The organism is Sphaerisporangium sp. NBC_01403 (genome assembly GCF_045040145.1).
In the GTDB taxonomy this organism is placed as follows: domain Bacteria; phylum Actinomycetota; class Actinomycetes; order Streptosporangiales; family Streptosporangiaceae; genus Sphaerisporangium; species Sphaerisporangium viridialbum.
The window spans coordinates 1,888,163-1,901,527 of the sequence record NZ_CP109534.1 but is presented as its reverse complement, the minus strand read 5'-3'; the positions used below and the strand labels follow the sequence as shown (position 1 = coordinate 1,901,527).

Below are 13,365 nucleotides of genomic sequence, written 5' to 3'. Positions count from 1 at the left end.
TCTCGGGCGGCGGGCGCGGCGGCGGACGATGTGGCCGCGCGCGGCCGCATCTCACGGCGAAACGCGGGAGGCGACGTGCCGGAGAGAACCACGGGCGGAACATCAGGAGCCGCGGGCAGGGCACCCTCGGCCGACCGGCCGGATGCGGTGCGCAATGTCGCGCTGGTCGGCCATTCCGGGTCAGGCAAGACGTCGCTCGTCGAGGCCCTGCTGGCCGCGACGGGCACCATCCAGCGCACGGGCAGGGTCGAGGACGGCACCACGGTCAGCGACTTCGACGAGGTCGAGATGCGCCAGCAGCGCTCGGTCAACCTGTCGGTCGCACCGGTGTCGTACAACGGCATCAAGATCAATCTGCTGGACACCCCCGGGTACGCCGACTTCGTCGGCGACCTGCGGGCCGGCCTGCGGGCGGCCGACGCCGCCCTGTTCGTGATCTCCGCGGCGGAGGGCGTCGACGGGCTGACGCGCATGCTGTGGGAGGAGTGCGCCTCGGTCGGCATGCCCCGGGCGGTCGTGATCACCAAGATCGACCACCAGCGCGCCGACTTCGACGACGTGGTGGCCACCTGCCAGGACATCTTCGGCGACGGCGTGGCCCCGCTCTATCTGCCCGTCGTGACCAACGGCCACGTGAACGGCCTGATCGGGCTGCTGTCCCAGAAGTTCTTCAACTACGCCACCGGCACCCGCACCGAGAACGCGCCGGGAGCCGCCTACCAGGAGCAGATCGAGACCTACAGGGGCTCGCTCATCGAGGGCATCATCCAGGAGAGCGAGGACGAGTCCCTCATGGACCGCTACCTCTCGGGCGAGGAGATCGACACCAAGGTGCTGATCGACGACCTCGAGAAGGCCGTGGCCCGCGGCGGCTTCTACCCCGTGCTCGCCACGTGCGCGACCCCCGGGTCCGGCGCGGTCGTCGGCATGCTGGAGCTGCTCGAAGTGATCACCGCGGGCTTCCCCTCGCCCATGGAGCACCCCCTTCCTGAGATCACCACGATCGACGGCGGGCCGGCGCCCGGGCTCACGTGCGACCCGGACGGGCCGCTCGTCGCCGAGGTCGTCAAGACCACCAGCGACCCGTACGTCGGGCGCATCAGCCTGGTGCGGGTCTTCTCCGGCACGCTGCGCCCCGACATGGTGGTGCACGTCTCGGGCCACGGCCTGGCCGAGCGCGGGCACGAGGACCACGACGTGGACGAGCGCATCGGCGCCCTGTCCTCACCCCTCGGCAAGCACCAGCGGACCACCACCAAGTGCGCCGCGGGCGACATCTGCGCGGTGGCCAAGCTCGGCAGGGCCGAGACGGGCGACACCCTGTCGGACAAGGACAACCCGTTGCTGGTGAAGTCCTGGACGATGCCGGAGCCGCTGCTGCCGGTCGCCATCCGGGCCAGGTCCAAGGCCGACGAGGACAAGCTGTCGCAGGCCCTCGCGCGCCTGGTCGCCGAGGACCCGACCCTGCGCCTGGAGAACAACGCCGAGACCCGCCAGCTCGTGCTGTGGTGCATGGGCGAGGCCCACGCCGACGTGCTCCTCGACCACCTGGCCAAGCGCCACGGCGTGGAGGTCGAGCGGGTGGATCTGCGGGTGCCGCTGCGCGAGAGCTTCGGCGGCAAGGCCCAGGGCATGGGCCGCAACGTCAAGCAGACCGGCGGCCACGGGCAGTACGCCATCTGCCACATCGAGATCGAGCCGCTGGAGTCCGGCGGGGGCTTCGAGTTCGTCGACAAGATCGTCGGCGGGGTGGTGCCGAGGCAGTTCATCCCCTCGGTCGAGAAGGGCGTGCGGGCGCAGATGGAGCGCGGCGTGCTGGCCGGATACCCCGTCGTGGACATCAAGGTGACGCTGTACGACGGCAAGGCGCACTCGGTCGACTCCTCGGACATGGCGTTCCAGATCGCCGGGCAGCTCGCGCTGAAGGAGGCGGCGGCGAAGGTGCCCGCGCTGCTGCTCGAACCGGTGGACGAGGTGTCGGTGCTGATCGAGGACGAGCACGTCGGCGCGGTGATGTCCGACCTGTCCTCGCGAAGGGGACGGGTTCTCGGCACCGAGCCGGTCGGCGTCGGCCGCACGCTGGTCAAGGCCGAGGTGCCAGAGCTGGAGATCACCCGGTACGCCATCGACCTGCGGTCCATGTCGCACGGCACGGGCACCTTCCAGCGGAGCTTCCTGCGGTACGAGCCGCTGCCGTCCCACCTGGCCGAGAAGCTCAGGTCGGCCCCGGAGTAGGGAGCGTCACGGCGGGCCACGTCCACCCGGCCGGCACGCGCGAGGTCGCGTGCCGGCCGAAGGGTAAGCCACTTGTCACCCGGCCACCCGGCCCGGCTGCCGCACCGGCGCGCGGCACAGGGCCGGCCGGGGGCCCATGGCCGCGCAACCCCAGGTGCCGCCCGGAATGCCGCGCGCCGCACCGGGCCGCCGACCGGCCGCCGACCAGGACCCCGGGAATCACAAGGGCCTCATCGGTCACGATGGCATCACGATACGATTTCTTTTATTGGGCCTTACCATCGCTTTGCCGATGCCAGACTGATGTCCCATGCGAAACGGACATCGGCCCCTGCTCGCCGCCGCGACCTTCGCGGTGGTCACCACCGGCGTCGCCTACTTCTTCGGCCCGGGCGCCGTTCCGGCGGACAGCGAGACCAAGCCCGCCGCCACCCGGGCGGCCCGTCCCGCCACCGCGGAGGCGTGCCAGGTGAGCGCCAAGTACCCCAAGCGGCAGCTCCGGGGAGTCTGGATCGCCACCGTGCGCAACATCGACTGGCCCTCCAAGACGGGGCTCGACCCGGCCCGGCAGCAGGCGGAGTACGTCCGCATCCTCGACAACGCGGTCAGGCGCAACTTCAACGCGGTCTTCGTCCAGGTGCGCCCGGCGTCCGACGCGATCTACCGGTCCCCCTACGAGCCGTGGTCCCAGTGGCTCACCGGCACCGCGGGCGAGGATCCCGGCTGGGAGCCGCTGCCCTTCCTGATCGCCGAGGCGCACAAGCGCGGCCTGGAGTTCCACGCCTGGTTCAACCCCTACCGCGCGGCGGACAAGGACGACCTCACCAAGCTGCCGGCCGGCCACCCTGCGCGGCAGCACCCCGAGTGGGTCGTCAAGCACGAGGGCAAGCTGTACTACAACCCCGGCCTGCCCGAGGTGCGCGCCCACACCGTCAAGGTCATCACCGACGTCGTGCAGCGCTACGACGTCGACGGCGTGCACTTCGACGACTACTTCTACCCGTATCCGGGCAAGGAGACGAAGTTCGCCGACGAGGGCGCCTTTACAAAGTATGGCAAGGGCAAGTCCCTGGCCGGCTGGCGGCGGGACAACGTCGACAAGCTGGTCGCCCAGGTCGGGAAGGCCGTCCACGCCACCAAGCCGTACGTCAAGTTCGGCATCAGCCCGTTCGGCATCTGGCGCAACAAGTCGGACGACCCCTCGGGCTCGGACACCAAGGGCCTGTCGGCCTACGACGCGATCTACTCCGACGCCCGCGCGTGGATCAAGGCGGGCTCGGTCGACTACATCATGCCGCAGCTCTACTGGCCGCGCGGGTTCGCCGCCGCCGACTACGCCAAGCTCGTGCCCTGGTGGGCGAACGAGGTCAAGGGCACCGGAGTGCACCTCTACATCGGCCAGGCGCTCTACCGGGTCGGCAACAAGGACGTCGCGGCCTGGACCAAGGCCGGCGAACTGCCCGCCCACCTGACGCTCAACCGCAAGTACCCCGAGGTCCAGGGGGACGTGTACTTCAGCGCCGCCCAGGTCGGCAAGAACCCCCTCGGCGTGCTCGACAAGATCGTGCAGGACCACTACCCCCGCCCGGCGCTGCTCCCGCTGATGAAGGAGCGCGGCGGCGCCGCCCCGGCCGCGCCGGCGGGCCTGCGGAACTCCGGCGGGACGCTGGTGTGGAAGGCCTCCCCCGGCGCGCGGTCCTACGCCGTCTACCGGGTGGCGGGGGCCAAGGCGGACGACTGCGCGACCGCCGACGCCCGCAACCTCCTGGCCGTCGTCCCGGCGACCGGCGCGGCCGAGCAGTCCTACACCACCACCTCGCAGGGCACCTACCTGGTGAGCGCGCTCGACCGCCTCGGCAACGAGAGCCCGCCCGTCACGGCCACGCTCCCCTGACCGGCCGCGAGCGGACCACCCGCGAACTTGGCTAGGGTTCGTGGGTGGACGCGGCCGGGGTCGGGGGACCCCGCGAGCGCGCCCCCTCTGGGTCTTCCCGGTGAACCACGCCCGGCCTCCATGTTCGTGCGGTGTTCAGCGCGGTTTCCTGTACCGGGGCGCCGGGTTTCCCGTACGGTGCCAAGCATTTGCCGGTGACGGGTCGTGGGAGGTCAGTGGTGAGGCGGGCGCTCTGCGCGTTGGCCGTGATCGTGTCGGGGCTCCTGTTGGCCCCCGCCGCCGCGCGGGCGGACGGTCCCGGACGGGTGGCGCTGATCGGCGTGCCCGGGCTCCACTGGCATGACGTGAACGCCGCCGACACCCCGAACCTCTGGCGGCTGGCCGGCCAGAGCGCGCTCGGCTCGCTGTCGGTGCGCGCGGTCGGCAGGATCACCTGCCCCTACGACGGGTGGCTCACCGTCTCTGCCGGGGTGCGGTCCTCGGTCGGCTCCAAGTGCGGGCCTCCCCCGGCGCTGGAGCCGCAGGGGGCCGGGGCGGTCATCCCCGGCTTCGACTGGCTCTGGGCGGTGCGCGACGTCGCGTACGCGGGCACGCTCGGCACCGCCGCGCACGCGGCGGGCCAGTGCACCGCGGCGGTCGGCCCCGGGGCGGCCCTCGCGCTCGCCGACCGCGCCGGGCGCGTCGACCGCTACGCCCCCTCCCCCGACGGGCTCGCCGACTGGTCCGCCTGCGGGGTGCTGGCCGTGGACGTCGACGACCTCATCCGCCCGTACATCGACGGCGAGCGGCTGTCGGAGGCGCCCGAGAAGCTCTCCCCCGTCCAGCGCAGAGCCGTCCTGAGCGCGGCGGACGCCAAGGCGGGCTCGGTGCTCGCGCACCTGCCCCCGGACACCACCGTGCTGCTCGCCGGGCTGTCCGACCACGGCTCGGAGCCGCACCTGCGCGTGGCGATGTGGCGGGCGCCAGGCGCCCAGGGCCACTTCCTCGGAGCCACGTCCACCCACCGGGACGACATGGTCATCCTGCCCGACCTCACGGCCACGATGCTCAAGGCTGCGGGAGCGGCCGTCCCCGCCACCGTCATCGGAGCGCCGTGGCAGGCGGGCCGCGCCACGACCGTGGAGGACGGCGCCACGGCGCTGCGGCACGCCGACATCGCCGGGCAGACCATCCGCGAGGTGGGCGGCGTGTTCTTCACCGCCCTCGCGGTGCTGCAGGTGCTCTTCTACGTGGTCGCCTTCCTGCTGCTGCGCCGCCGCCGTGGCCTCGGCGGGGTGCGGATCGCCGCGCTCGGCCTGGCCTCGCTCCCGGTCTCGACCTACCTGGTCAACCTCACGCCCTGGAGCCGCGCGGCCGTGCCCGTGCCGGCGCTGGTGGCCGGGGTCCTCGTCTGCGCGACCGTGCTGACCGGCCTTTCCTTCGCCCTGCCGGCCCTGTGGTCGCGCCTGCGCGGCCGTCCGGGGGCCGGAGGCGTGCTCGGGCCGCCCTCGGTCGTGGCGGCCGTCACGGCGGGCGTGCTCGTGGCCGACCTGCTGACCGGCACCACCCTGCAGCTCGACAGCGTCATGGGCTACACCGGCGTCGTCGGCGCCCGCTACTACGGCCTCGGCAACATCCCCTTCGCCCTGCTCGCCACCGCCGTGCTCCTGGTGACCACGGCGATCGCCGACGGGTTGGTGCGGGCGGGCCGCAGGAAGGCCGCCGTCGCCCTGGTGGCCGGCCTCGGCGGCTTCGCGATGATCCTCGACGGCTGGCCAGGGATCGGCAGCGACTTCGGCGGCGTGATCGCGTTCGTGCCGGGCATCGCGGTCACCGCCCTGCTGGTCGCCGGCAAGCGGGTCTCGATCGTCAAGCTGGGCGCCTTCTGCGTCGCGGGCGCCGTCATCGTGATGGGCATCGCCTACCTCGACTACCTGCGCCCGCCGGGCTCGCAGACCCACCTCGGGCGGTTCGCCGGGCAGGTGGTCGACGGCACCTTCGTGCCGGTGATCCTCAGGAAGCTCACGGCCATGCTCAGCACGCTGCTCTCGCCGAACCTCATGCCGATCGTCATCGCGGCCTTCGCGTTCCTGATCTTCGCGCTGTTCCGCCCCGGCGCGGCCAGCGCCGGGGTGCTGCCCGTGGCGTTCGAGCGGGCTCCGATGCTGCGCGCCGGCCTCATCGGAGCCCTGGTCAGCGGGGTCGTCGGCATGCTGGTCAACGACTCGGGCGCGGCGGTGCTGTCGATGGCGCTGGCGCTGGCCGTCCCGCTGGTGCTCTCGGCCGGCATCCGCGCCCTGACCCCGGCCCCGCCCGGGCCCTCCCCCGTGCTGCGCCCGCTCGCGGCAGGCTGAGGCGGGCCAGGGCGGGCTAGGCGGGCCAGGCGCCGGCGAGGAGGTCCCGGGTGTCCTTGAGGAGTTGCGGGAGCACCTTGGTGTGACCGACCACCGGCATGAAGTTCGTGTCGCCGCCCCAGCGCGGCACGACGTGCTGGTGCAGGTGGCCGGCGATGCCCGCCCCGGCGACGTGGCCGAGGTTCATGCCGACGTTGAACCCCTGCGCGCCGCTGGCCTTCCTCAGCGACACGATCGCGCGCTTGGTGAAGTCGGCCAGCTCCACGGTCTCGCCCTCGTCCAGGTCGGCGTAGTCGGCGACGTGGCGGTACGGGCAGACCATCAGGTGCCCGGAGTTGTACGGGTAGAGGTTGAGCACGGCGAACACCGATGAGCCCCGCGCGACGACGAGCCCGTCCTGGTCGCTCATCGTGGGGATCTCGCAGAACGGGCACCCTTCACCCGGCCCCGTGCCGCTCGGCTTGTTCTCCCCCTTGATGTAGGCCATGCGGTGCGGGGACCACAGACGCTGGAAGTTGTCGGGCTCTCCCGCACCGGACTGCTCAATCGGCTCCTGCATGCCTTGCAGCATAGGACGAGGCATCCCCGTGGTGGAGAGCGGGCGCGTCCAACGACCGGGGACGGTTCGGGCACGGTTTCGGCGGAATCTCACCCGGGCGGCGGGCCGGACCGGTATGACGGGGAGGTGCCGCCAGGACATCGGCCCCGAAACCGGCATCGGCCCCCAAAACGAGGAGCGACAATGACCGACACCGTCTCCACCGAGGCATCGACCGCGGACGACCAGCGTCACGAGGAGTACGCGGAGTCCTCGCAGGCGTTGCCGGACCACGTGCCCGACTCCTTCCCCGCCCCTGCGCACGCCGAGGACGAGTCCGAGCCCGGCTTCGAGGAGTCACCCGGCGCCACGGGCCACGGCGAGGGGAGCGGCGCCGGGCTGGTGGCCGACGAGCCCGACACCACGACCGGCGTCAGGGGGCGCATCAAGGTCGCCGACGAGGTCGTGGAGAAGGTCGCCGCCCTCGCCGCGCTGGAGGTCACCGGGGTCGCGGACCTCGGCGGAGATCTCGAAAGGGCGCTGGAGTCGGTGCGCGACCGCATCGGCATCGGCGCCAAGCGCCCCAACCAGGGGGTCCGCGCCCGGATCGACAACCGCCAGGTCGCCGTCGACGTCACCATCGTGATCGAGTACGGCCACATCGTCATGGAGGTCGCCGGGGACGTCAAGGTCAACGTGGCGCGCACGGTGAGCCACATGCTGGGGATGCGGGTCGTCGAGGTCAACGTGACCGTGGACGACGTGCGGCTCCCGGACGAGCTGCAGCCCGGCAGGTCCGACGGCGATCACCCCGAGGACTTCTGACCGGGGCGGCGGCCGAGCGCCCGGGCGATCACACCCGCGAGACGATCTCCGGACGCCTGACACCCGGGCGATCACACCGCGGGATGACGTCCGGACGCCTAACGCCCGGGCGATCACACCGCGGATGATGTCCGGACGCCTGACGCCCGGGCGATCGGACCCACGGGATACCGCCCGGGCGGTCACCCCCGGGCGGTCACTCCGCACGGTCGGACCCGCGCCGTCAGACCTGGACGCGGCGCTCGACGGCGTCCAGGATCTCGGCGATGGCCTCCTCGACCGGGACGCCGTTCTTCTGCTCACCGTCGCGGTAACGGAAGGAGACTGCGCCGTTGGCGACGTCGTCGTCCCCGGCGAGCAGCATGAACGGCACCTTGGACTTCTGCGCGTTGCGGATCTTCTTCTGCATGCGGTCGGCGGAGCCGTCGACCTCCACGCGGATGCCCCGCTCGCGCAGCCTCTTGGCCACGTCGCCGAGGTAGGACACGTGGGCGTCGGCGATCGGGATGCCGATGACCTGCACGGGCGCCAGCCACGGAGGGAACGCCCCGGCGTAGTGCTCCACGAGGACGCCGAAGAACCGCTCGATCGACCCGAACAGCGCACGGTGGATCATGACGGGACGCTGCCGCGACCCGTCGGCCCCCTGGAACTCGAGCTCGAAGCGCTCCGGGAGGTTGAGGTCGACCTGGATGGTCGACATCTGCCAGGTGCGGCCGATGGCGTCCTTGGCCTGCACGGAGATCTTGGGGCCGTAGAAGGCCGCGCCGCCCTCGTCGAGGACGAGGTCGAGGTTCTCGGCCGAGGCCGCCACCCGCAGCGCCTCGGTGGCCTCCGCCCAGACCTCGTCGGTGCCGATGGACTTCTCGGGGTCGCGGGTGGACAGCTCCAGGTAGAAGTCGTCCAGGCCGTAGTCGCGCAGCAGCCCGAGGACGAAACGCAGCAGGCTCTTGAGCTCGTCCTGCATCTGGTCGCGGGTGCAGTAGATGTGGGCGTCATCCTGCGTCATGCCGCGCACGCGGGTGAGGCCGTGCACGACGCCGGACTTCTCGTAGCGGTAGACAGTGCCGAACTCGAACAGGCGCAGCGGCAGCTCGCGGTAGGACCGCCCGCGCGACCTGAAGATCAGGTTGTGCATCGGGCAGTTCATGGGCTTGAGGTAGTAGCGCGCGCCCTCCAGCTCCATGGGCGGGAACATGCCGTCGGCGTACCAGTCGAGGTGGCCGGAGACCTGGTAGAGGTTCTCCTTGGTGATGTGCGGGGTGTTGACGAAGGAGTAGCCCGCCTCCTCGTGCCTGCGCCGGGAGTAGTCCTCCATGATGCGGCGCACGATGCCGCCCTTGGGGTGGAACACCGCGAGGCCCGAGCCCAGCTCGGTCGGGAAGGAGAACAGGTCGAGCTCGGCGCCGAGCTTCCTGTGGTCGCGCTTCTCGGCCTCCGCCAGGAGCTGGAGATACTCGTCCTGCTTCTCGCGGGACTCCCACGCGGTGCCGTAGATGCGCTGGAGCTGGGGATTCTTCTCGCTGCCCCGCCAGTAGGCGCCGCCCGTGCGCATCAGCTTGAACGCCGGGATGAACCGGGTGGAGGGCAGGTGCGGGCCCCGGCAGAGGTCCTTCCAGCACAGCTCGCCTGACTTGGGGTCGAGGTTGTCGTAGATGGTGAGCTGGTCGCCGCCCACCTCGACGCTCTCGTCGTCGGCGGTGCCGCCCTTGAGGCCGATGAGCTCCAGCTTGTACGGCTCGGCGGCCAGCTCCTCGCGGGCGGCCTCGTCGGACACCGCCCGCCGGGAGAAGGCCTGGCCCTGCTTGACGATCTCGCGCATGCGCTTCTCGATGCGCTTGAGGTCCTCGGGGGTGAACGGGTGCTCGACGTCGAAGTCGTAGTAGAAGCCGTGCTCCACGGGCGGGCCGATGCCGAGCCGGGCGCCGGGGAAGATCTCCTGGACGGCCTGCGCCATCACGTGGGCGGTGGAGTGGCGGAGGATGGCCCGCCCTTCGTCGCTGTCGACCGCGATCGGCTCGACGGTGTCGCCGTCGGCGACCTCGGTGGCGAGGTCGCGCGGCTCACCGTTGATCTTCGCGGCGACGACGGCGCGCCCGTCGGCCGAAAGAGCCTCGCCGGCCGTCGTGCCGCCCGGCACCACACGCTCGGCTCCGGCGAGGGTGATGCGTATTTCGAGGGCGGCAGACACGATTACTCCAAGAAAAGTCGTGGACGTGGTTTCGCTTTTATCGTGCCCGATGCTACCGGGAACCGCCCCCGTTTATCGCCGTCGCCTACGCCTTGCTCTCGCGCTGGTGGGGCTGGAAGCCGAGCGCGGTGAGCTGGGCGCGGGTGCCCCGGAAGACGTTCCTGTCGATCGGGCCGTGGGCGTACTGGTGGATGGTCCACCTGTCCCAGGGGGGCGGCACCACGGGGTGCCCCTTCGGATGGCTCGGGGCGGCGATCCACAGCGGGTAGTCGTCCAGTCCCTGACAGTAGCCCTTCCTGGCGAACGACAGGAAGGTGTAGATCAGCGGCCTGACGCCGGTGAGCCGGGTCATCACGTGGCACCAGCGCCGGGCGAACGCGGCGACCTCCTGGGGCGGCAGGTGGCCGGAGTGCTCCAGATCGAGCGCGATCAGGTCGCCGCGCCGCAGGCCGCCCGCATCGTCGACCACGTTGAGGAAGTGGCGCACCTGGTCGTCGGGGTCGCCCTTCGGGTGCCCGAAGTGGTAGGCCCCGCAGACCAGCCAGTTCTCCCGCATCCCCGTCCAGTTGCGCGCGAACCACTTGTCGGTGAACGCCGTTCCCTCGCTCGCCTTCGCGAAGCCGAAGTCGACGCCGTCGCCGGCGTACTCCGACCAGTCGACGGCGCCCTGCCAGTTGGACACATCTATGCCGTACAGCATGACGGTTCGCACACTCCCCGTGACTCGCCCCGGGGGATTTTAGTCAGCCCGCCGCCCGCGCGGCCGTCCGGACACGCCCGGCCCGGCCAGGTGGCGCCCGGCCGCACGGATGAGGACCCGCGCGCCTTCACTAGGGTTGCGGCATGGAACCCGAGGGACTGAACAGGCTGCTGGACGAGGCCGGGGTGGACGCCGGGAGGTTCCGCGCGGCGCTCGCGCTGCTGTGCGACGGCGGCTGGTGGACCCTCGCGGACCTGGTCAGGCGCACGGCGACCTCCCGGCGCGGCATCGAGGCGCTCCTGCGCGAGGCGGGCGCGCAGCGGTCAGGGGAGCGGTTCCGGCTCACGGCCGAGCGGGCGCGCGCCTACCGCGAGCTGCTCGGCGAGGGCCCCGACCTCCCGGCCGATCCCGTGGCCCACCTGCTCCCCCGCCACGCCGGCGTGGTCGAGCGCATGGAGAAGCTGATCGCGGGCGGCCCGCGGGGGCGGCAGGCGCTCGACCACGTGGCGGCGACGCCCGAGACGGTCGTGCGCAGGGCTCTGCTGCTGGGCGCCAGGTTCTGGCTGCCCGGCTCGCGGCTGCTCTGCGTCGGCGACCACGACCTGACCTCGCTGGCGGTCGCGATGATCCACCCTGGCGTGCAGGTCACCGTGGTCGACCTGGACGAGCGCATCCTGGCCTACATCGGCGAGCAGGCCGAGAGCCTCGGCCTCGACGTGCGCACCCGCTGGGCCGACCTGCGCCTCGGCCTGCCCCCGTCGGCCCGCAACCAGGCCGACCTCGCGATCACCGACCCGCCCTACACCCCCGAGGGGGTCGGGCTGTTCGTGGCCAGGGCCGTGGAGGGGCTGCGCGACCCTGAGCGCGGCCGCGTCCTGCTGGCGTACGGGGCGAGCGAGCGCACCCCCATGCTGGCGCTGAAGGTGCAGGGCTCGCTGCACGATCTCAACCTCGCCCTGGAGGCGATGTATCCCGACTTCAACCGCTACTCCGGCGCGGAGGCCATCGGCTCGGCCGCCGACCTCTATGTCCTGCGCCCCACCACCAAGACCCGCCCGGCCGTCGCCGCCAGGGTCGAGCGTTTCGGCACCGCGATCTACACCCAGGGGCCGCAGTCGGTCGAGTCGCGACCGGCGGGCCCGCCGCCCGGGCCGGGCTCTGAGCCCGCTTCCGGCCCTGACGCCGGACCGGCCTTCGCGCCGGAGGTCCTGGTGGGCGACTGGCCGAAGGAGGCGTCCCCCCGGGTGCCGAGGGCGAGGCTGTCCACGTGGCTGGCCAAGCCGTACGCCGCCTCCCCCTCTCGGGTGGCGATCGCCGTGCCGGCCGGCCTTGAGGCGGCGCTCCCCCGCCTGCTGCTCGCGACCCGGGCCCGCCATGTGCGGGCCCATCTCGCCGAGCCCCTGACCGGCCTCGCGGAGCTGTCCGCGCCGCTCGCCCCGCTGTACGAGATCACCGCCGCCGGCACGGTGGTCGACGCCGTACGGATGCCGCCCCCGGCCGACGAGACCGGCCGCCTGCTGCGGGGCATCCTGGACAACGCCCACGGCAAGCTCGCCAACACCTGGCGGGAGGGCCTGATCAGGGCGCACGGGCACCTCACCAAGAAGCAGGCGCGCGCGGTGGTCTCCGAGGCGGCCCCCTGGGCCGACGACGTCACGCTGATCGAGCTTCCCTGGCACCGCCTGCGCGGCCTGCCCGAGGCGGTGGCCGCCTCGCTGCGCCTGGCCGCCGCCACCGGGCCGGGAGCCGGGCCCCCGGCCGGGTGAGAGATGGTTGAGGGAGGAAGACCGGCAGGAGGTGCCGTCATGCAGGCCAAGCAGTGGACCGTGGAGGTCTACATCACCGAGGACGACAACGACGATCGAACGATCGCCAGAGCCGTCCTGCTCACCCGAGGTGGCAGAAGGCACGAGAGCGTCGGGTACGCCCGCCGCAACCCCGCCGACCGGCCCGTACCCGAGATCGGGGACGAGCTGGCGGCCGGGCGCGCGCTCGCCGACCTGGCCGACAAGCTGACCGGGGACGCCGCCGAGGACGTCGCCCAGCTCTCCGGGCACGCGCGGCGCGGCTGACGCCTCCGGCGCGGGCCGCGAGGGCGAATGTCCCCGGCATTCGGGACCTACGACCCCTGCACCCGGGGACCCGCCCAGGCATCAGATGGAGGTGAAGCACCAGACGAGCCAGGGAGGTCAACATGGCTATGCCAACCCGCCGGGAATCGAGGGGCCTCGTACCCGATCTGCTGGACTGGCTGGAGGCGCCCTTCACCGGTGCCCGCCCGTACAGCGGGACCCAGATGGTCCGTTTCGAGGACACCGTCAAGGACGGCCACTACGTGGTCCGCGCCGAGGTACCCGGCATCGACCCGGAGAACGACGTGGAGGTCATCGTCTCCAACGGAATGCTGACCATCCACGGCGAGCGCAAGGAGGAGCGGTCGGAGCCGCACCGCACCGAGTTCAGGTACGGCGAGTTCAGCCGCTCGATCCCGCTGCCGCCGAACGCCGAGGAGAAGGACGTCAAGGCCGTCTACCACGACGGGATCCTCGAAGTGGACATCCCGCTCGCGGAGGAGAAGCAGGAGACCCAGCGCGTGCCGATCGAGAAGCAGCGCTAGGGCCGGCCACCGGACCGGGCTCGCCCGGGAAG

The 13,365-nt window shown here is 71.9% G+C and carries 10 protein-coding genes; 7 read left to right on the top strand and 3 right to left on the bottom strand.

The annotated features are described in order from the left end of the window. The first annotated feature begins 75 nt into the window (after window positions 1-75). From OG589_RS08200 to OG589_RS08190, 3 genes are all read left to right on the top strand, one after another. On the top strand, window positions 76-2,235 hold the full coding sequence (locus tag OG589_RS08200; protein WP_405147595.1) for an elongation factor G-like protein EF-G2: 2,160 nt from the start codon (window positions 76-78) through the stop codon (window positions 2,233-2,235). Between the two features lie 310 nt (window positions 2,236-2,545). Continuing rightward, the gene (locus tag OG589_RS08195; protein ID WP_405147593.1) at window positions 2,546-4,129 is read left to right on the top strand and encodes a glycoside hydrolase family 10 protein; all 1,584 of its coding nucleotides are present in this window, start codon (window positions 2,546-2,548) and stop codon (window positions 4,127-4,129) included. A gap of 218 nt (window positions 4,130-4,347) precedes the next feature. After that, window positions 4,348-6,462, top strand: a complete 2,115-nt coding sequence (locus OG589_RS08190) for a hypothetical protein (protein ID WP_405147592.1) — start codon at window positions 4,348-4,350, stop codon at window positions 6,460-6,462. Window positions 6,463-6,478: 16 nt separating this feature from the next. Here OG589_RS08190 and OG589_RS08185 read toward each other — a convergent pair whose 3' ends face one another. Then, window positions 6,479-7,021, bottom strand: a complete 543-nt coding sequence (locus OG589_RS08185; protein ID WP_405147590.1) for an HIT family protein — start codon at window positions 7,019-7,021, stop codon at window positions 6,479-6,481. Window positions 7,022-7,204: 183 nt separating this feature from the next. Here OG589_RS08185 and OG589_RS08180 point away from each other — a divergent pair, with 183 nt between their 5' ends. After that, window positions 7,205-7,825, top strand: a complete 621-nt coding sequence (locus OG589_RS08180) for an Asp23/Gls24 family envelope stress response protein (protein WP_405147588.1) — start codon at window positions 7,205-7,207, stop codon at window positions 7,823-7,825. Between the two features lie 223 nt (window positions 7,826-8,048). Here the strand turns inward: OG589_RS08180 and thrS are convergent, their stop codons facing one another. Beyond that, complete coding sequence (gene thrS / locus OG589_RS08175; RefSeq protein WP_405147587.1) at window positions 8,049-10,016, bottom strand: threonine--tRNA ligase; 1,968 nt, start codon at window positions 10,014-10,016, stop codon at window positions 8,049-8,051. A gap of 85 nt (window positions 10,017-10,101) precedes the next feature. Continuing rightward, window positions 10,102-10,728, bottom strand: coding sequence for a glycoside hydrolase family 25 protein (locus OG589_RS08170; RefSeq protein ID WP_405147585.1), 627 nt, complete (start codon window positions 10,726-10,728; stop codon window positions 10,102-10,104). A 131-nt stretch (window positions 10,729-10,859) separates the two neighbouring features. Between OG589_RS08170 and OG589_RS08165 the strand changes: the two genes are divergently transcribed. The 3 genes from OG589_RS08165 to OG589_RS08155 all read left to right on the top strand — a co-directional run bounded on the left by OG589_RS08165 (window position 10,860) and on the right by OG589_RS08155 (window position 13,333). Beyond that, complete coding sequence (locus tag OG589_RS08165) at window positions 10,860-12,482, top strand: bis-aminopropyl spermidine synthase family protein (RefSeq protein WP_405147584.1); 1,623 nt, start codon at window positions 10,860-10,862, stop codon at window positions 12,480-12,482. 39 nt (window positions 12,483-12,521) lie between these two features. Further along, window positions 12,522-12,788: a DUF1876 domain-containing protein gene (locus OG589_RS08160; protein ID WP_405147582.1), complete on the top strand. Its 267-nt coding sequence runs from the start codon at window positions 12,522-12,524 to the stop codon at window positions 12,786-12,788. A gap of 122 nt (window positions 12,789-12,910) precedes the next feature. Continuing rightward, window positions 12,911-13,333 (top strand): Hsp20/alpha crystallin family protein, encoded by a 423-nt coding sequence (locus tag OG589_RS08155; RefSeq protein ID WP_405147581.1) that lies wholly within the window; start codon window positions 12,911-12,913, stop codon window positions 13,331-13,333. Window positions 13,334-13,365 lie beyond the last annotated feature (32 nt).

Excerpts from the sequence above, each read along its gene's own strand:
- OG589_RS08155 (WP_405147581.1), top strand. The coding sequence starts at position 12,911 with ATGGCTATGCCAACCCGCCGGGAATCGAGGGGCCTCGTACCCGATCTG.
- OG589_RS08160 (WP_405147582.1), top strand. The coding sequence starts at position 12,522 with ATGCAGGCCAAGCAGTGGACCGTGGAGGTCTACATCACCGAGGACGAC.
- OG589_RS08180 (WP_405147588.1), top strand. The coding sequence starts at position 7,205 with ATGACCGACACCGTCTCCACCGAGGCATCGACCGCGGACGACCAGCGT.
- OG589_RS08185 (WP_405147590.1), bottom strand. The coding sequence starts at position 7,021 with ATGCAGGAGCCGATTGAGCAGTCCGGTGCGGGAGAGCCCGACAACTTC.
- OG589_RS08165 (WP_405147584.1), top strand. The coding sequence starts at position 10,860 with ATGGAACCCGAGGGACTGAACAGGCTGCTGGACGAGGCCGGGGTGGAC.
- OG589_RS08195 (WP_405147593.1), top strand. The coding sequence starts at position 2,546 with ATGCGAAACGGACATCGGCCCCTGCTCGCCGCCGCGACCTTCGCGGTG.